Below are 15,299 nucleotides of genomic sequence, written 5' to 3' on the forward strand. Positions count from 1 at the left end.
TTGACGTCGGGAATCGCTGCCAATCTGCCTTCAATCGGTTCGATCGAGCAGGAGATTCGCTGTGATCACGATCCCTGACGGCGCGGACAATCAGCGCCGCAACATGCTGCCGCGACTGGCCTTTCACGGTGCGGCCGGGCTCGCCGCCGTGGCATGCGCAGCCTTGGTCGGCCACTTCATGATGAAGCCGGCCGACAATCCGCGGAGCGTCGCGCCGGCGACGGCGCAGATCTACGAACTTCCGGATGGCGAGCATCCGGAGGAGGCGGCCCCGACGCCGGACGCCGCGATGGAGCAGCAGGCGGCCGTGACCACGCCGGAGCCGATCCCGGTCGCCAAGGCGCTCTCTCCGATCCCGCCGAAGCCGCTGGCAAAGCCGGCCGCGGCGCCGTCCGGTGGCGGTTCGCGCGAGGCCTGGGAGGCGATCGTCAACAAGGCGCTGACCCAGGCGCCGGCGACGCAGGCGCGTCCCGTGGCGGTTCGCGCGTCGGCCTCTGCACCGCATGCAACACCCTTTGATCCGGCGCTGGTCGGCCGCGCGCCCGCCTATGACGATGTCATGCCGATCGATCCCTTGCCGAACACGCCCCGGGTGATCGAGCGCGAAGGCCCGACCTCGATCGGCGACATGGCGAAGACGGCGACGACCTCGGTCGCGGCGACCGTCGTCACGCAGAGCAGCAAGATGGTCGACAACCTGATGCGCTGGAGCGAAAGCGCTGTCTCGAGCGTCGGCCTCAAGCGCGACCGGACGGCCACCAACGACGAGCTGGCGAACCCATAGTCCTGGGTTTGCGATCGGCCGGCGGGACTGCTCGGCACGCCCCTGGGCCGGCAGCGCGCTGTGGTGCTGCTGGCGCAGTGCGAACGGAGCGCCCGACATCCATTGCCGGGATCGCTCGGTCGAGAGCCGCTGGGATCGGAGGGGCCGGCTTCATCGGAGGGCACGGTTTGGCAGAACCAGAGCCGTCACCGGTTTCCTGGCGGATCCTCGCATTTCCTGCCAATCCGCCAACTCGACACGCCCCATACCAAATAGTTCCATAATATATCTTATGCGAATTGAGGATGTGGCGATCCCCGCCTAAGGCATCACGACAGCCAGGCCGTCTGGGATGCCACAGCCCTCACCGATCCGCAGCCGGTTGATGGCAAGCTGGACGCCGGACCGACCCGTCATCCCGACAGCGCCTCGCCTGGATCCATCGCCGCGGAATTCGCTTCGCCGCGAACCGCGCTTGGGATCCGGCCGGATCTAGCTCCGTTGGCTGTCCGGCAAGAAGCTCGACGCCCGGCGACCGCTTCGCCAGGACGCGAGCAGCGTCTCGACATTGGCATTCGTCCCGTCCGTCGAGCTCAGCTCCAGATCGTAGGACTTGCCGACATGGATGGTCTCGTAGTCCTGTTGGGCGCTGCCGATCGGCCGGTCGCCCCGGGCGGCCTCCCGCTCGATCAGGATCTCCAGCGGACAGTGAATGCCGACGAAGAAGACATCGTGCTGCGCGAACAGCTCGGCGAGCCTTTCCAGCCACCCGTCGGTATCCAGGATGTGCTCGAGGATCAGATCGTTGCCGGCGTCGGCATACGCCTTCAGCGAGCGATGAAAGCCGTCGAAGAAAGCGGCTCTGGCGGCGCTCCAGCGAAACTCCCCGCTTCGGAACCGACGCGTCGGAAGCACGCCTGAATCCCGCAAGTGATCGATGGAAATATGCCAGAACGGGCTTTCGATCCGGTCCTGCAAGGCTCTTGCGAGCGTGGACTTCCCGGAGCTCGACGCGCCGTGAATGAAGATGATCTGGGCCATGCCGGTCTCCGCTGGTCGTGACGCGGGATATGACAGCCTTGTAACAGCCAAATGACCCTCATGGCATGACGCTCGCCTGACGATATTCCTGCTTTGTTCTCATTTGGCCGGGGTCGGGCAGGTGAGGTGGCGGGTCAGCACCGGCCTCCATCTGGGGCCGGGCGGGGCGGTTCCGAGCGCCCTACCCGATCCCCCTGCTCCGCCGTCGGCTCCCTACCGGTCCTGGAAGCCGATCGCGGCATGCGTGGCGTCGCAGAACGGCTTGTTCTTCGACTGGCCGCACCGGCACAGCGTCACGCGGTTGCGCACCTCATAGGGCGTGCCGTCGGCCGACTCGATGGGGATGCCGCCGCGCACCCAGATCGGGCCGGCGACGCCTTGCTGCGGGTCCTCGACGATCGCGATCGAGGGTGGCAAGTCGGGCTCGACCGGCTCGCGCGTCTGATAGTCCCAGGCGACCAGCCGGCCGGACGGACATTGGCCGACCTGCCGGACGAAGGCCGCGCGTTGCGGCTCGGTCGTGGCCTGCGAGACCGTGTTCCAGACCTGGCCGTCGCGATCGCAGAAGCGCGCAAAGGCGCAGAGCGACTGCGCGTCGGTCAACGCCAGGGTGGGTCCGTCGATCTCCTGCGCCATGGCCGCGTAGGGCTGCCGCCGCGCCGTCTCGTCGCCGACGAAGCCGATCCGGACATGCGTGCCGTCGCAGAAGGGCTTGTTGGCGGAGTGGCCGCAGCGGCAGAGCTTGTAGGCCGGCGTCTCCGGCACGATGGTTTCGATCTCGACCCAGTCGATCGAATCCCCCTCCGAATTGGCGCCGATGGCCTGCCGGCTCAGCGGGACCTGTCCGCGGACCAGATACGGCCCGTTCTTCGAAACGGTGATCTTCATGCCGGTTGCGGCCATCGAATGCGCTCCTCCCGGAAAGCCGGCCATGTCAGCCTAAACCTCGTCCGGTCCCGAGGGCAGGCGCACGGTTTCAACTGGCGTTCCGGAGACGCGCTTCAATACGGCTGGGATCGCCGGCCGCCGCTGGCGCTGTGATCCCCGACCCGACCTGTCATGAGCGGTTCATGGATCCGGGATAGTTGCGGCCATTCCCGCAACCGCCTGGTTCCCCACCATGACATCCACCCTGTCAGATCGCCGGCTCGCCGGCTATTCCGCCGCCTCGCGGACCGAGCCGCCGCGCCATCTCGGTCGCCGCTATGACCGCAGCGGCACCTTCCTGCCCGAGCCCGGCAACACCGTCGTCTGCCATCTGGTCGACGGCTCGCCGTCGCAGGCCGCCGTCCTCGAGGTCCGCCGCCGCATGCAGGAAATGCCGGATGCCGACCGGCTGGCCTTCACGCCGGTCTCCAGCCTGCACATGACCCTGTTCCAGGGCATCATCGAATATCGCCGCGACCTGCCCTATTGGCCGGCGGACGTCGCTCTCGATACCGAAATCGACGAGATGACGCGGATCTATCTGGATCGTCTCAGCGGCTTTCGCGGCGCCGGGCCGTTTCAGGTCGAGGTCATTGATGTCGTGCCGACCGGCCTTGCCGTCGCCGGCGCCACCGAAGCCGATCGTCGTGTCATGAAGGCCTGGCGCGATGCCCTCGCCGGCCCATTCGGCTACCGCCATCCCGATCACGACGACTACATCTTCCACGTGACGTTCGCCTATCTGATCGATTGGCTCGACAGCGACCGCCTGCCCGCCTGGGAGGCCCTGTTCGACGAGGCCCTCGCGCTGTTCGCCCGCGAGGCGCCGATCCTGGAGCTTCGCCCGCCGGCCTTCTGCCGCTTCGCCGACATGAACCATTTCGAGGAACTGCTCGTCCTCGAATAGGGAAAAAACGCTCCGGGCGAGGGTGGGGCGGACGCCCCTGCCCTCGCCCGGAAAACCTCGGAAACCTGGCCTCAGGCCACGGTTTCGAGCGTCGGATAGTCGGTATAGCCCTTGGCGTCCGGGGTATAGAAAGTCGATGGGTCGGGCTGGTTGAGCGGCGCGTCGAGCGAGAAGCGACGCACGAGGTCCGGCGTCGCGATGTAGTTGCGCCCGAAGGCGACCGCATCGGCCGTGCCGCTGCTAATCAGACGCTCGGCGTCGGCCTTGTTGAGCCCCTCATTGGCGATGACGACGCCGCCGAAGGCGCGCTTGATCTCGGCGAGCAGGCTGTCAGGCCCCTCGCGCTCGATGACGAACAGGAAGGCGATGCCGCGCTTCTTCAGCTCTTCCGCGATATAGGTGAACAGCGCGCGCGGATTGCTGTCGCCCATGTCATGGCTGTCGCCACGCGGGCGGAGATGCGCCGCGACGCGCTCCCGACCCCAGACCGAAATCGCCGCGTCGACGATCTCCAGCAAGAGACGAGCGCGGTTCTCGATTGATCCGCCATAGCGGTCGGTGCGACGGTTGGTGCTGTCCTGCAGGAACTGGTCGATCAGATAGCCATTTGCGCCATGCACGTCGACGCCGTCGAAGCCGGCCCGCTTGGCATTCTCGGCGCCGCGGCGGAAATCCTCGACGATGCCGGGGATCTCGTCCGTCTCCAGCGCGCGCGGCACGACATAGGGCCGGACCGGGCGCAGCAGGCTGACGTTGCCGGCAGGCGCGATGGCGCTCGGCGCGACCGGCAGGTCGCCGCCGAGCAGCTCGGGATCCGAAATGCGGCCGACATGCCAGAGCTGCGAGACGATGCGCCCGCCCGCGACATGCACCGCCTTGGTGACGAGCTTCCAGCCCTCGACCTGCTCGTCCGACCAGAGGCCCGGCGTGCCGGTATAGCCGACGCCCTGCGCCGTGACGCTGGTCGCCTCGGTGATGATCAGGCCGGCCGCCGCGCGCTGGGCGTAATACTCGGCCATCAGCGCATTCGGGATGCGCTCATCCCCTGCCCGGCTGCGCGTCAGCGGCGCCATGATGATGCGATTGGGCAGGTGGAGGGCACCGGCCTGGAGCGGTTCGAAGAGCACTGACATCGATTGGGAATCCCTTGTGGCGCGCGCCAATTGGTTCGTCTTCCTGACCAAATATAGGCAGCGCCGGGAAAGCCGCAATCTCTACCGAACGACTCGGGTAAACTTAAAGCTGGAAGGCGTGGCGGGGCCTGCGAAACTCGCCCCGCACGCTGCCGATGCCGAGCTCGAAGCTGTCGGCGATGCGGTTGGCGCGATCGATGAAGATCGCCGCGCCCTCGGGCGGCATGATCTCGGAAGCCGTGGCGCGGAACAGCGCCAGCCAGCGGTCGAAATGCTCCGCCTCGATCGGCAGGCGCAGATGCTTCTGCATCGGCCGGCCCTGGTAGCGGCCGGTGCGCAGCACGACGTTCGACCAGAAGGCGCAGAGCTTGTCGAGGTGCTCGGGCCAGTCGTCGACCTGCGCCTCAAACACGGGGCCGATCAGTTCGTCGCGGCGAACACGGTCGTAGAAAGTGTGCACGAGCGCCTTGATCGACGCCTCGTCGACGCCGGGAATGGCCACTCCAAATCCGCTGCTCTCGCCGGCCATCCTGATCTCCGCTGCGTCCGAACCACCCTCAGCTAGGCGGTGGGCCGCGCCCCGACAAGCCCGCGTGACAAGCAGCCGCAAGCTTTGCCAAGGATTCCATTGACAGATTGGGGTCTCTCCGACAGATAGGCGGCGAGAAATAGAACAATGAAAAGGTAGCCCGTCCCGTCGACCTGACCGCGCATATAAGCGCGGCGCGCCTGACGCCCGTCGCACCGGACCAGCCACCGATCAACCAATACCGAGACATGTCCGCATGAACAGCGAAGCGCCGCGCATTTCCTTTGTCAGCCTCGGCTGTCCCAAGGCTCTGGTCGATTCCGAGCGGATCCTGACGCATCTGCGCGCCGAGGGCTACGAGCTCTCGCGCCACCATGACGGCGCCGACGTCGTCATCGTCAACACCTGCGGCTTCCTCGACAGCGCCAAGGCGGAGTCGCTGGAAGCCATCGGCACGGCGATGAAGGAGAACGGCAAGGTCATCGTCACCGGCTGCATGGGCGCCGAGCCCGAGCAGATCCGCGAAGCCTTCCCGAACGTGCTGGCGATCACCGGCCCGCAGCAATATGAGAGCGTGCTCGGCGCGGTGCACACCGCCGTGCCGCCGGCGCACGACCCGTTCGTCGACCTCGTGCCGCCGCAGGGCATCAAGCTGACGCCGCGCCACTATGCCTATCTGAAGATCTCGGAAGGCTGCAACAACCGCTGCTCGTTCTGCATCATCCCGAAGCTGCGCGGCGACCTGGTCAGCCGCCCGGCCGGCGACGTGCTACGCGAGGCGGAGCGGCTGGTGAAGGCCGGCGTCAAGGAACTGCTCGTCATCTCGCAGGATACGAGCGCCTATGGCGTCGACATCAAGTACGAGGCCAGCAAGTGGCGCGACCGCGAGGTGCGCGCGAAGTTCCTCGACCTGTCGCAGGCGCTCGGCGAGCTCGGCGCCTGGGTGCGCATGCACTATGTCTACCCCTACCCGCATGTCGACCAGGTCGTCGAACTGATGGCCGAGGGCAAGATCCTTCCCTATATCGACATCCCGTTCCAGCACGCGAGCCCCAACGTCCTGAAGGCGATGCGCCGCCCGGGCAACCAGGTGAAGACCGCCGACCGCATCCACAAATGGCGCGAGATCTGCCCGGACCTCGCCGTGCGCTCGACCTTCATCGTCGGCTTCCCCGGCGAGACGGACGAGGATTTCGAGTTCCTGCTGGAATGGCTGGATGAGGTGAAGCTCGACCGCGTCGGCTGCTTCAAGTTCGAGCCGGTCGAGGGCGCGCCGGCGAACGAGCTGGCCAATCCGGTGCCGGAAGAGGTCAAGGAAATCCGCTGGCACCGCTTCATGAAGCGCCAGCAGGAGATCAGCGCCAAGCGGCTCGCCAAGAAGGTCGGCCGCCGCATTCCCGTGATCATCGACGAGACTAACGGCCTCAGCGCCAAGGGCCGCACCGTCTGGGACGCGCCGGAGATCGACGGTTCGATCCACCTGACCTCGCGCCGCCCGATGCGCGTCGGCGAGATCTATACGGCGAAGGTCGAAAGCGCCGACGCCTACGACCTGCACGGCGTGGTGGTGTGAGGTAGCGGTCGGTCTGAAGGTAGCCGGCCCTTCCCCTCTCGCTGAGGAGACCTTTGCAGAACACCAAAGGTCGCATGCGGTCCAAGACCTAAGGGCACGGCACCGTCACCCCGGCGGAGGCCGGGGCCCATGAACACCGGCCGAGAAAACTTGGCCCAGCCTTATCGACCACTGGCCGGTGTGTATGGATCCCGGCCTTCGCCGGGATGACGACGGAGGGTGGCACGCTCCATCTTCGAGCCATCGAAGTATGTGGGATGGTGTTCTGCAAAGGTCACCTCAGGGAGAGGTGAAGAGCGGCCTGCCCCTGCCCTCAGCCGGCAACCTTCTCTGCCAGCGCCTGCAGCCGCTCGGCCGGCGCGCGGCCGATCAGCAGCCGCGCCTGGCCGCCGGAAGCCCAGTGGACGATGGTGAATCCGTCCATCTCCTCCGTCGTCGGCGGAATCTCGGCCTTGTCGGGATTGGCGATCACGCAATAGGCGATCGGCCCATGCTCGGGGTCGAGAAACGCCATCTGCACCAGCGGCTTGCCCCGGAAATCGAACAGCTGCGCCCCGCGGAACGACAGGCCTGGAAAGGCGTCCTGTGCGGAGGCGAGATCCACGCCCACCTTCTTGGAGGCGAGGCTCAGCTCGGCCGCCGCGCGCTCCGGCGTCGGCGCCAGCGCCAGCGTCTCGGGGGTCGTCAGCGACCAGTATTCGGCGACCGCCTGCCGCCAGTCCTCGACCGGGGCGGTCTCCCTCACCTGCTGCGCTTGCTCGATCGGCTGCGCCTGCTGCGCCGGCGGCGACGCGGCATTGCCGCGAATGAACTCGTTGGCGATGCCGCCGAGCAGGAACAGCGCGATCGCCGCCGCCACCATCTGCCGCGGGCTAAGCGCCGCCTGCGGCCACATCCGCCGCAGCGGCACGACGTTGCCGGCCTCGTGCTGGGCGACGGCCTGCGCCAGGATATTGTCGAGCCGCGCCTTCGGCGCCTGCGACTTCAGGGCGTCCAGCGCCGGGGAAATGCCCGCGCCGCCGCGTTCCAGGAAAGCCAGGCGGTCGGCGAGCTCCGCCTCTGCGTCGAGGCGGGCCTCCAGAGCGGCGCGATCGCGATTGTCCAGCTCGCCGTCGAGATAGGCGACCAGGATGGAATCGTCGGGATGGGTGGAGATCTCAGCCATCATCCCCTCGCCTGTCGTCCGGGGTCGCCGGCCTGGTGTCGCCCGCGAGCGGGCTCAGTTTTTCACGGATGGCGGCAAGCCGGCTCATGATGGTTCCAATCGGCACGCCGAGATGTTCAGCCGCCTCGCGGTAGGAGTATCCTTCCGCGTAGACGAGCAGGACGGTTTCCCGCTGTGCCTCGGCGAGCCGTCCTATCTCGCTTAACACCTGAGCGGCGAGAATATTCGATTCCATCGCCGGCCCCCCCTCAAAAACGAGGGCGATCTCCGCATCGACGACGCCGCTGCCCCGCCGGACCCGTTGCGACCTGAGCTCGTTGATCCAGATCGAGCGCTCGATCGAGAAGAGCCAGCGGTCAAGCCGCGTCTCCGGCGCGAACTGGTGGGAACGCTCCAGCGCGCGAACGCAGGTGGCCTGCACGAGGTCCTCCGCCGTATCGCGATTGCGCGACAGGACCAAGCCATAGCGCCACAGCGCCTCCAGATGAAGCGCCAGGCCTTGCTTCACAGCATCGTTACCGGTTCTGGACATGGGGAAACGAATAGGGCTCCCGCCCCTGCTGTTCTTGCCGCGACTCTCGTCTCAGAGGCGAGAGGAAACCAGTCGGAGGCTCCGATGACAACCATGTTCGAAAAGACGACGCGATCCGTCCTCACGATCGCATTCATTGGCCTGCTCGCCTCGACCGGCGCAGCCCTAGCTTCGAGCGGTGGCGGCGGCGGTGGTGGCGGCGGGGGCGGCGGCGGAAGCAGCGGCGGTGGAGGTAGCAGCAGCAGCAGCAGCGGCGGCATGGGCGGTGGCGGCGGCGGCATGGGCGGCGGCAGCAGCAGTAGCAGCAGCAGCGGCGGCAACAGCCACTTCATGCCGAGCAACCAGGTCTGCAAGCGCGGCCTCGTCTTCAGCCAGCGCGTCCAGCACTGCGTCAAGGCAAGGTCGAGCGGCCTGACCGATCAGGAGCTGTTCCAGCAGGGACGGCAGCTGGCGCTCGCCGGCTATCATGACAACGCCCTCGACGTTCTCGACGCCGTCCAGAACAAGCAGGACGCCATGGTGCTGACCTATATCGGCTACAGCCACCGCAAGAAGGGCGATACCGACCTCGGCATCGGCTACTACAAGCAGGCGCTGGCCATCGATCCGAACAACGTCAACACCCATGAATATCTCGGTGAAGGCTATGTCAGCATCGGGCGCCTCCAGCTCGCCAAGGATGAGCTGGTCATCGTCCAGAAGCTCTGCGGCAACACGACCTGCGAGCAATTTGAAGATCTCGAGGCCGCCGTCGCCGGCAGGCCGGCCGAATAAGCCGGCAGGGGCTCGTCCGCTCTCCGGCGGACCCACCAGGGCGCCGGTGGCGTCAATCCAGACGCCGCCGGCAGGCCATCATCCCCGCTTCACCACTTCGTGATCGACGTCCCGCCTGCCCCCGTCGAATAGGGCTCCACCTATGAACGTTTGTACGTCGCGACAACCATACAGGGAAACGACGATGTTCCAATCTCGCTTCGACAAGACCGCGCGCGCCACGCTGGCCGTTGCTTTCGTCGGGCTGCTCGGCCTCGGGGCCGCCATGCCCGCGCTTGCCGCCAGCGGTGGCGGTGGCGGCGGTGGCGGCAGCGGCTCTTCCGGCAGCGCTCCGCCGAAATGCCGGCAGGGCCTCGTCTGGGACCAGAAGGTGGGGCGCTGCGTACGGGCCCAGTCCAGCAATGTCCCTGACAAGGAGTTGCTGCAGCAGGGCCGCGCCCTCGCGCTGGCGGGCTATTATGACGACGCGCTGATCGTGCTCGACGCGGTCAAGAACAAGCAGGACGCGATGGTGCTGACCTATATCGGCTACAGCCACCGCAAGAAGGGCAATACCGACGTCGGCATCGACTACTACAAGCAGGCGCTGGCGATCGAACCGGACAACCTCAACACGCATGAATATCTCGGCGAGGGCTATGCCAGCGCCGGACGGATGGAGCTCGCCAAGCAAGAGCTGGTCATCGTCCAGAAGCTCTGCGGCAACACGACCTGCGAGCAATACGAAGATCTCGCGGCCGCCGTCGCCGGCAAGCCGACCGAATAACGACGGAAACGACCCGGCGGCATCTGTCTTGAGGCCGCCGGCTCGGCCGTCACCACTTCGTGACCCGCGTTACATCTTCTGGATGTCGAATAGTGCGCGCGCAAGGAATAGCTTCGTATCGGCATCACGCCGACGGAGAGATACCGATGACCTCGGTAGCAACCACCGTTCCGCTTGCGATCGCCTGCATCGGGCTGATCAGCCTCGCCGCCGCGGATCCGGCCTTCGGGGCCTGCGGCAGCCATAGAAGGGTGAGCCATGCGCGCATGCCGCCATGCAGCGATCAGCAGGTCTGGGACACCGAGTACCAACGCTGCCTGTCCGTCAGCGCGAAGGGGCCTCCGGATCAGGAAGCCTGGCCGCGCGGGGCGAGCTGGGGGAACAACTACGGCAGCAGCTTCGGCGCCGGACAGATCATGCCGAACGCGCAGTAGGTCCGATCCGCGCCGGCGACCGGTCCGGCCCCGACCGGCGGGAGCCAGGCTCCGGTCCTGAAAGAAATGCCTTCGCATGGAGACAATTGGCATGAACCTGATCCGGTTTCCCGGCGCCACCCTGACGGCGCCTGCCGGTAATCCGCACGTCACCGCGACGCTGCGCTCCCTGGTGACGGTGGTGCCGCCGCACCATATCCCGCAATCCGTGGCGAAGGAGCGGGCGCGCGAGGTCTTCGGCTCGCGCATGCCCTTCTTCGACCAGCTCGAGCAGGTGTTCGACAACGCCGCGATCGACGCGCGCTACAGCTGCCTGCCGGTCGAATGGTTTCTCGGCCCGGCGGATTTCGAGGAGAAGACGCGGCTCTACCAGGAGCACGCGACCGCCCTCGCCTTCACGGCCGCCAATCGCGCGCTGGACCGGGCCGAGCTGAAGGCCGAAGACATCGACGTCATCGTCTTCGTGTCCTCGACCGGCATCTCGACGCCCAGCATCGACGCGCGGCTGATGAACCTCATTCCTTTCCGCAGCGATGTGATGCGCCTGCCGGTGTTCGGGCTCGGCTGCGCCGGCGGCGTGCTCGGCTTGACGCGGACGGCGCAGATGGCGCGCTCGCAGCCGGGCCTCAACTGCCTGCTCATCGTCGTCGAGCTCTCCAGCCTCGCCTTTCGCTATGACCGGCTGACGAAGAGCAACCTCGTCGCCAGCGCGTTGTTCGGCGACGGCGCCGCCGCCGCCATCGTCACGAGCGGCGCCGAGGATTCGACGGCCCCGACGCTCGGCATCGGCGGCGAGCATTGCTGGCCCGACACGCTCGACGTGATGGGCTGGAACATCGACGCGCAGGGCTTCGACGTCATCTTCCAGCAGAGCATTCCGCAGATCATCGCCGACGACTATCCGGCTGCCCTCGACGGCTTCCTCGACCGGCATGGACTTGAGCGTTCCGACATCGACCGCCCGTGCTGCCATCCGGGCGGCGCGAAGGTGACGGACGAACTGGAGAAGGTATTCGGCTATCCGAAATTCGGCCTCGATGCCGAGCGCCGCGTGCTTGCCGCCTATGGCAACATGTCGGCGCCCACGGTCCTGTTCGTGCTCGACGATCTGCTGCGGAGCGGCGCGAGCGGCACGCTGCTGATGTCGTCGCTGGGGCCGGGCTTCACCGCCGGGTTCCAGATGCTGACCGTCGCCGAACCGCAATCCCTGCCATGAGCGTCGGCTGGGCCTATTGGCTGCTCCTCGCCGTCGCCTTGCAGCGCGGCGTCGAGCTGATCCGCGCCCGCCGCAACACCCGCGCGCTGCTGGCGCGCGGCGGCCGCGAGGTCGGCCGGGAGCATTATCCCGTCATCGTCGCGCTGCACGCGGCCTGGCTCGTGACGCTCGCCCTTCTGACGGCGCCCGACCCGCCGGTCCACTGGATCCTGATCGCCGCCTTCGCGCTGCTTCAGCTCCTGCGCCTCTGGGTGCTGGCGAGCCTCGGCCCCTACTGGACCACCCGCATCATCACGATCGACGACGCGCCGCTGCGGGCGACCGGGCCCTACCGCTTCCTGCGCCACCCCAACTACGTCGTCGTCGCGCTGGAAATCCCGCTGCTCGCCCTGATCCTCGACCTGCCGGTCGCAGCGCTGGTCTTCGGCGTCCTGAACCTCGCCGTCCTCGCCTTCCGCATCCGGATCGAGAACCAGGCGCTACTGACGCGCAGGCCGTCGGCGGATCAGGCCGAAAGCAGGTCTTCCAAGGCCAGCGCGACGATCTCGGTCGCGGCGCGCAAGTCGGACAGCTGAATGTGCTCGTCGGCCGAATTGGCGTTCGCCTCGAGGATGGAGCGAGGGCCGGCGCCATAGAGGATGGTCGGGATGCCGGCCGCCGAATAGTGCCGCGCATCGGTATAGAGCGGCGCGCCGGTTGGCTCGATCGCGAAGCCGAGCACGGATTTCGCCGGCCCCTGCACGGCCTCGACCAGCCGCTCGACGCCCGGTAGCGGCCGGAGCGGCTCGGCCAGCATGATGCGGCGACATTCGACCTCGACGCCCTCGGTCGCCGGCGTCGCCGCCTCGATCAGCTTGACGAGCTCTGCCTCGACCGCCTCACCCTGCTCTTCCGGGATCAGCCGACGGTCGATCCGGAACGCGATCCGGTCCGGCACGACCGTCGTGTTGATGCCGCCCTCGATCATCCCCACCGTGATCTGCGGCGAGCCGATGCCGCGCTCCGTCGAGACGCGCTCGGCGAGGCGGCGGCGCTCGGCATAGATCGCGGTCAGGATCGGCGTTGCGGCTTCCAGCGCATCGACGCCGGAAGACGGGATCGCCGCATGCGCCTGGCGGCCGCGCACGACGACTTCCAGATGCAGCGCGCCATTATGCGCGGTGGTGATCGCGTAGGAGAACCCGGCCGAGATGGCATAGTCGGCCTTGGAGAGGTCGTGAGCCAGGAGCCATTGCGGCCCGACGAAGCCGCCGGTCTCCTCGTCATAGGTCAGGTGCAGCTCGACGCCGCCGGAAAGTCGCTTTTCCGACTGCGCCAGAGCGAGAAGCGCGAAGGCGTAGGTGGCGAAATCCGATTTCGAAACCGCCGCGCCGCGCCCGTAGAGCGCGCCGTTCCGCTCCTCGGCGCCATAGGGATCCGTCGTCCAGCCGCGCCCGGGCGGCACGACGTCGCCATGCGCGTTGAGCGCGATCACCGGCCCCCCGCCGCTCCCGAACGTCTTGCGCACGATCAAATTGGTGACGCTCTTCATGCCGTTCTGGCGGACATACGGCTCCGGCACGGGGTATTGCTCGACCGTGAAGCCGAGCGCCTCCAGTTCGGCGGCCGCGGCTTCAGCGTGCGGTGCGCAGTTTCCCGGCGGATTGTCGCTCGGGATCCGGATCATCGCCTTCAGGAACGCAACTTCGCGCTCCCAATTGGCGGCGATGGCGTCGCGGATCATGTCGCCTCTTCCTGGCGGGCCAGCTCGAGAATGGTCCCGACCAGAGCCTCGACGGCGACGCCCATGTCGTCCTCGGTCACGAACTCGGCCGGATTGTGGCTGATGCCGCCACGGCAGCGCACGAAGATCATGCCGTATTCGCAAAGATGCGCCATCGACAGGCCGTCATGGCCGGCGCCCGACAAAAGCTTCTGCGCCGGCTTGCCCATCACCTCGGACGTCGCCCTCTCGATCGCCGCCGTCAGCCGCGCGCCGCAGGGGGCGAACGGCTTCTCCAGATAGGTGTCGAAACTCAGCGCGACCTGGCGGACGGCCTCGATCTTGCGCGCCTGCGAGATGATCGCGGCAACCGCATCGCGCCGTGCCTCGTCCGTGGCGGCGCGCACGTCGAGCGTCAGCCGCACCTCGGACGGGATGACGTTCGAGGCGCCCGGCATAACGTCCAGCTGGCCCACCGTCACGACGAGCGCGTTCTTGCGGTCCTTCCGGCCGATCGCCTCCATGGCGACCAGCAGTTCCGCCGCCGCCGCCAGCGCATCGCGCCGCATCGGCATCGGCACGGTGCCGGCATGGCCGGCCTCGCCGCGAATGCGGATATGGTGACGGCTCTGGCTGGCGATCGCGGTCACGACGCCGAGCGGCGCGTTGGTGCGCTCCAGCACCGGCCCCTGCTCGATATGGACTTCGAGATAGCCGAGCACGGAATCGGCCGGATAGGCTTCCTCGGCCACGGTTTCCGGGTCGAGCCCGAACGCCGTGATCGCCTCGCGCATGGTGACGCCGGCGCGGTCGGTCTGGTCCAGCGTCGCCGTCTCGAAGACGCCGGCGGCGATCGCCGACGACGTCAGCGTGATCGGAAAGCGCACGCCCTCCTCGTCGCCGAAAGCGAGAATCTCGAGGCCGAACGGCAGCGCGACGCCACGCGCCTTCAGCGCCTCGACGGCGAGCAGGGCGGCGACGACGCCGAAATTGCCGTCATAGCGCCCGGCATCGATCACCGTGTCGATATGCGAGCCGATCAGCAGCGATTTGTTGCCGCTGCGCCCGGCCTTTCCGGGCGGGAGGGAGCCGCGCATGCTGCCGGAGGCATCCATGCGGACGGAAAGCCCCGCCTCGCGCATCCAGTCGCCGACCAATTCGGCGGCGCGCTTGTGCTCGGGCGTCAGATAGAGCCGGGTCAGATTGTCGGGGCTGGCGGAGATCGCGGCCAGCGCGTCGATCATCTGCTGCGCGCGGGCGCCGGTCGCGCGGGTGGTGGCAAGCTCGGTCATTCGGAAACACGGTCCTCGAGGCGGAAACGGATGATCCGCTGGACCTGCGTCAGCGCGGTCGCGAATTCGATGTCGGCGGGATTGTCCAGGCGGGCTTCGAAGGCGGCGAGCACCTGATCCTTCGTCGCGCCCTTGACGGCGAGGATGAAGGGAATGCCGAAGCGGTCGCTATACACCGCGTTGAGGCGGGAGAACCGCGCATACTCCTCCGCCGTCATCCGGTCGAGGCCGGCCCCGGCCTGCTCGCTGCGGGATTCCGGCGCGAGTTCGCCGGCGATCGCGGCGCGGCCGGCGAGATCGGGATGCGCCAGCAGAAGCGCGCGCTGCGCGTCTTCATCGGCCTGCAGCACGGCGTCGGCGAAGGCCGCCACCATCGCTTCCCGGTCCGGGTAGGGCCGCGCCCTCCCCGCCTCCTCGGCCACCCACGGAGAATGTTCGGCGATATCGCCGAAACGCGTCACGAAGGCTTCCTCGTCCATGCGGTTGACCGCGGCGAGCGTCAGCGTTTGGGTCGACATTTCATCCCGGTTGCAGACCAATCTCAG

Annotated in this window: 17 protein-coding genes; 8 read left to right on the forward strand and 9 right to left on the reverse strand. The window is 67.4% G+C overall.

Annotation, left to right across the window (positions count from 1 at the left end; genetic code table 11):
- The first annotated feature begins 61 nt into the window (after positions 1-61).
- Positions 62-784: a hypothetical protein gene (locus AC6HZP_RS13185; protein WP_497523240.1), complete on the forward strand. Its 723-nt coding sequence runs from the start codon at positions 62-64 to the stop codon at positions 782-784.
- A gap of 471 nt (positions 785-1,255) precedes the next feature.
- Here the strand turns inward: AC6HZP_RS13185 and AC6HZP_RS13190 are convergent, their stop codons facing one another.
- Together AC6HZP_RS13190 and AC6HZP_RS13195 are read right to left on the reverse strand one after the other, a co-directional pair.
- On the reverse strand, positions 1,256-1,804 hold the full coding sequence (locus AC6HZP_RS13190) for a chloramphenicol phosphotransferase CPT family protein (RefSeq protein ID WP_497523241.1): 549 nt from the start codon (positions 1,802-1,804) through the stop codon (positions 1,256-1,258).
- Between the two features lie 213 nt (positions 1,805-2,017).
- Positions 2,018-2,707 (reverse strand): CDGSH iron-sulfur domain-containing protein, encoded by a 690-nt coding sequence (locus tag AC6HZP_RS13195; protein ID WP_497523242.1) that lies wholly within the window; start codon positions 2,705-2,707, stop codon positions 2,018-2,020.
- Between the two features lie 217 nt (positions 2,708-2,924).
- Here AC6HZP_RS13195 and AC6HZP_RS13200 point away from each other — a divergent pair, with 217 nt between their 5' ends.
- Entirely contained in the window at positions 2,925-3,638 is a 714-nt protein-coding gene (locus AC6HZP_RS13200) for a DUF1868 domain-containing protein (protein WP_497523243.1), read from the forward strand.
- A gap of 71 nt (positions 3,639-3,709) precedes the next feature.
- Here AC6HZP_RS13200 and AC6HZP_RS13205 read toward each other — a convergent pair whose 3' ends face one another.
- The gene (locus AC6HZP_RS13205) at positions 3,710-4,771 is read right to left on the reverse strand and encodes an alkene reductase (protein ID WP_497523244.1); all 1,062 of its coding nucleotides are present in this window, start codon (positions 4,769-4,771) and stop codon (positions 3,710-3,712) included.
- Between the two features lie 103 nt (positions 4,772-4,874).
- A complete protein-coding gene (locus AC6HZP_RS13210) occupies positions 4,875-5,300 on the reverse strand; it encodes a group III truncated hemoglobin (protein ID WP_201403989.1) in 426 nt (141 codons plus the stop codon).
- A 256-nt stretch (positions 5,301-5,556) separates the two neighbouring features.
- On the opposite strand from AC6HZP_RS13210, the gene rimO reads away from it, so the two are divergent.
- Positions 5,557-6,873, forward strand: a complete 1,317-nt coding sequence (gene rimO / locus AC6HZP_RS13215; RefSeq protein ID WP_497523245.1) for a 30S ribosomal protein S12 methylthiotransferase RimO — start codon at positions 5,557-5,559, stop codon at positions 6,871-6,873.
- A gap of 313 nt (positions 6,874-7,186) precedes the next feature.
- Here rimO and AC6HZP_RS13220 read toward each other — a convergent pair whose 3' ends face one another.
- A complete protein-coding gene (locus AC6HZP_RS13220; RefSeq protein WP_497523246.1) occupies positions 7,187-8,038 on the reverse strand; it encodes a hypothetical protein in 852 nt (283 codons plus the stop codon).
- The gene (locus tag AC6HZP_RS13225) at positions 8,031-8,570 is read right to left on the reverse strand and encodes an RNA polymerase sigma factor (protein ID WP_497523247.1); all 540 of its coding nucleotides are present in this window, start codon (positions 8,568-8,570) and stop codon (positions 8,031-8,033) included. The genes AC6HZP_RS13220 and AC6HZP_RS13225 overlap by 8 nt, the downstream gene beginning before the upstream one ends.
- A gap of 84 nt (positions 8,571-8,654) precedes the next feature.
- Here AC6HZP_RS13225 and AC6HZP_RS13230 point away from each other — a divergent pair, with 84 nt between their 5' ends.
- The 5 genes from AC6HZP_RS13230 (at position 8,655) to AC6HZP_RS13250 (ending at position 12,335) form a co-directional block, all read left to right on the forward strand.
- Complete coding sequence (locus AC6HZP_RS13230; RefSeq protein ID WP_497523248.1) at positions 8,655-9,344, forward strand: tetratricopeptide repeat protein; 690 nt, start codon at positions 8,655-8,657, stop codon at positions 9,342-9,344.
- Positions 9,345-9,528: 184 nt separating this feature from the next.
- Entirely contained in the window at positions 9,529-10,110 is a 582-nt protein-coding gene (locus AC6HZP_RS13235; RefSeq protein WP_497523249.1) for a tetratricopeptide repeat protein, read from the forward strand.
- 146 nt (positions 10,111-10,256) lie between these two features.
- Positions 10,257-10,544 carry a hypothetical protein gene (locus AC6HZP_RS13240; protein WP_497523250.1) on the forward strand — a complete coding sequence of 96 codons (288 nt, stop codon included), beginning with the start codon at positions 10,257-10,259 and terminating at the stop codon, positions 10,542-10,544.
- Between the two features lie 91 nt (positions 10,545-10,635).
- Positions 10,636-11,760: a type III polyketide synthase gene (locus tag AC6HZP_RS13245; protein ID WP_497523251.1), complete on the forward strand. Its 1,125-nt coding sequence runs from the start codon at positions 10,636-10,638 to the stop codon at positions 11,758-11,760.
- On the forward strand, positions 11,757-12,335 hold the full coding sequence (locus AC6HZP_RS13250) for an isoprenylcysteine carboxyl methyltransferase family protein (RefSeq protein WP_497523252.1): 579 nt from the start codon (positions 11,757-11,759) through the stop codon (positions 12,333-12,335). Before AC6HZP_RS13245 ends, AC6HZP_RS13250 begins: the two co-directional genes overlap by 4 nt.
- On the opposite strand, the gene AC6HZP_RS13255 is transcribed toward AC6HZP_RS13250, so the two are convergent.
- Genes AC6HZP_RS13255 through uraD form a run of 3 tightly spaced genes read right to left on the reverse strand, consistent with a single transcriptional unit; the run spans position 12,266 to position 15,272 of the window.
- Positions 12,266-13,483 carry a M20/M25/M40 family metallo-hydrolase gene (locus AC6HZP_RS13255; protein ID WP_497523253.1) on the reverse strand — a complete coding sequence of 406 codons (1,218 nt, stop codon included), beginning with the start codon at positions 13,481-13,483 and terminating at the stop codon, positions 12,266-12,268. The two genes, AC6HZP_RS13250 and AC6HZP_RS13255, sit on opposite strands and share 70 nt — an antisense overlap.
- Positions 13,480-14,754: an allantoate amidohydrolase gene (locus AC6HZP_RS13260; RefSeq protein ID WP_497523254.1), complete on the reverse strand. Its 1,275-nt coding sequence runs from the start codon at positions 14,752-14,754 to the stop codon at positions 13,480-13,482. The genes AC6HZP_RS13255 and AC6HZP_RS13260 overlap by 4 nt, the downstream gene beginning before the upstream one ends.
- Entirely contained in the window at positions 14,751-15,272 is a 522-nt protein-coding gene (uraD, locus tag AC6HZP_RS13265) for a 2-oxo-4-hydroxy-4-carboxy-5-ureidoimidazoline decarboxylase (protein WP_497523255.1), read from the reverse strand. The genes AC6HZP_RS13260 and uraD overlap by 4 nt, the downstream gene beginning before the upstream one ends.
- Between the last annotated feature and the right edge of the window lie 27 nt (positions 15,273-15,299).

The organism is Kaistia sp. SLG-1, from assembly GCF_059699055.1.

Coding starts and splice junctions, on each gene's coding strand:
- AC6HZP_RS13190 (WP_497523241.1), bottom strand. CDS start 1,804: ATGGCCCAGATCATCTTCATTCACGGCGCGTCGAGCTCCGGGAAGTCC.
- AC6HZP_RS13195 (WP_497523242.1), bottom strand. CDS start 2,707: ATGGCCGCAACCGGCATGAAGATCACCGTTTCGAAGAACGGGCCGTAT.
- AC6HZP_RS13200 (WP_497523243.1), top strand. CDS start 2,925: ATGACATCCACCCTGTCAGATCGCCGGCTCGCCGGCTATTCCGCCGCC.
- AC6HZP_RS13205 (WP_497523244.1), bottom strand. CDS start 4,771: ATGTCAGTGCTCTTCGAACCGCTCCAGGCCGGTGCCCTCCACCTGCCC.
- AC6HZP_RS13210 (WP_201403989.1), bottom strand. CDS start 5,300: ATGGCCGGCGAGAGCAGCGGATTTGGAGTGGCCATTCCCGGCGTCGAC.
- rimO (WP_497523245.1), top strand. CDS start 5,557: ATGAACAGCGAAGCGCCGCGCATTTCCTTTGTCAGCCTCGGCTGTCCC.
- AC6HZP_RS13220 (WP_497523246.1), bottom strand. CDS start 8,038: ATGGCTGAGATCTCCACCCATCCCGACGATTCCATCCTGGTCGCCTAT.
- AC6HZP_RS13225 (WP_497523247.1), bottom strand. CDS start 8,570: ATGTCCAGAACCGGTAACGATGCTGTGAAGCAAGGCCTGGCGCTTCAT.
- AC6HZP_RS13230 (WP_497523248.1), top strand. CDS start 8,655: ATGACAACCATGTTCGAAAAGACGACGCGATCCGTCCTCACGATCGCA.
- AC6HZP_RS13235 (WP_497523249.1), top strand. CDS start 9,529: ATGTTCCAATCTCGCTTCGACAAGACCGCGCGCGCCACGCTGGCCGTT.
- AC6HZP_RS13240 (WP_497523250.1), top strand. CDS start 10,257: ATGACCTCGGTAGCAACCACCGTTCCGCTTGCGATCGCCTGCATCGGG.
- AC6HZP_RS13245 (WP_497523251.1), top strand. CDS start 10,636: ATGAACCTGATCCGGTTTCCCGGCGCCACCCTGACGGCGCCTGCCGGT.
- AC6HZP_RS13250 (WP_497523252.1), top strand. CDS start 11,757: ATGAGCGTCGGCTGGGCCTATTGGCTGCTCCTCGCCGTCGCCTTGCAG.
- AC6HZP_RS13255 (WP_497523253.1), bottom strand. CDS start 13,483: ATGATCCGCGACGCCATCGCCGCCAATTGGGAGCGCGAAGTTGCGTTC.
- AC6HZP_RS13260 (WP_497523254.1), bottom strand. CDS start 14,754: ATGACCGAGCTTGCCACCACCCGCGCGACCGGCGCCCGCGCGCAGCAG.
- uraD (WP_497523255.1), bottom strand. CDS start 15,272: ATGTCGACCCAAACGCTGACGCTCGCCGCGGTCAACCGCATGGACGAG.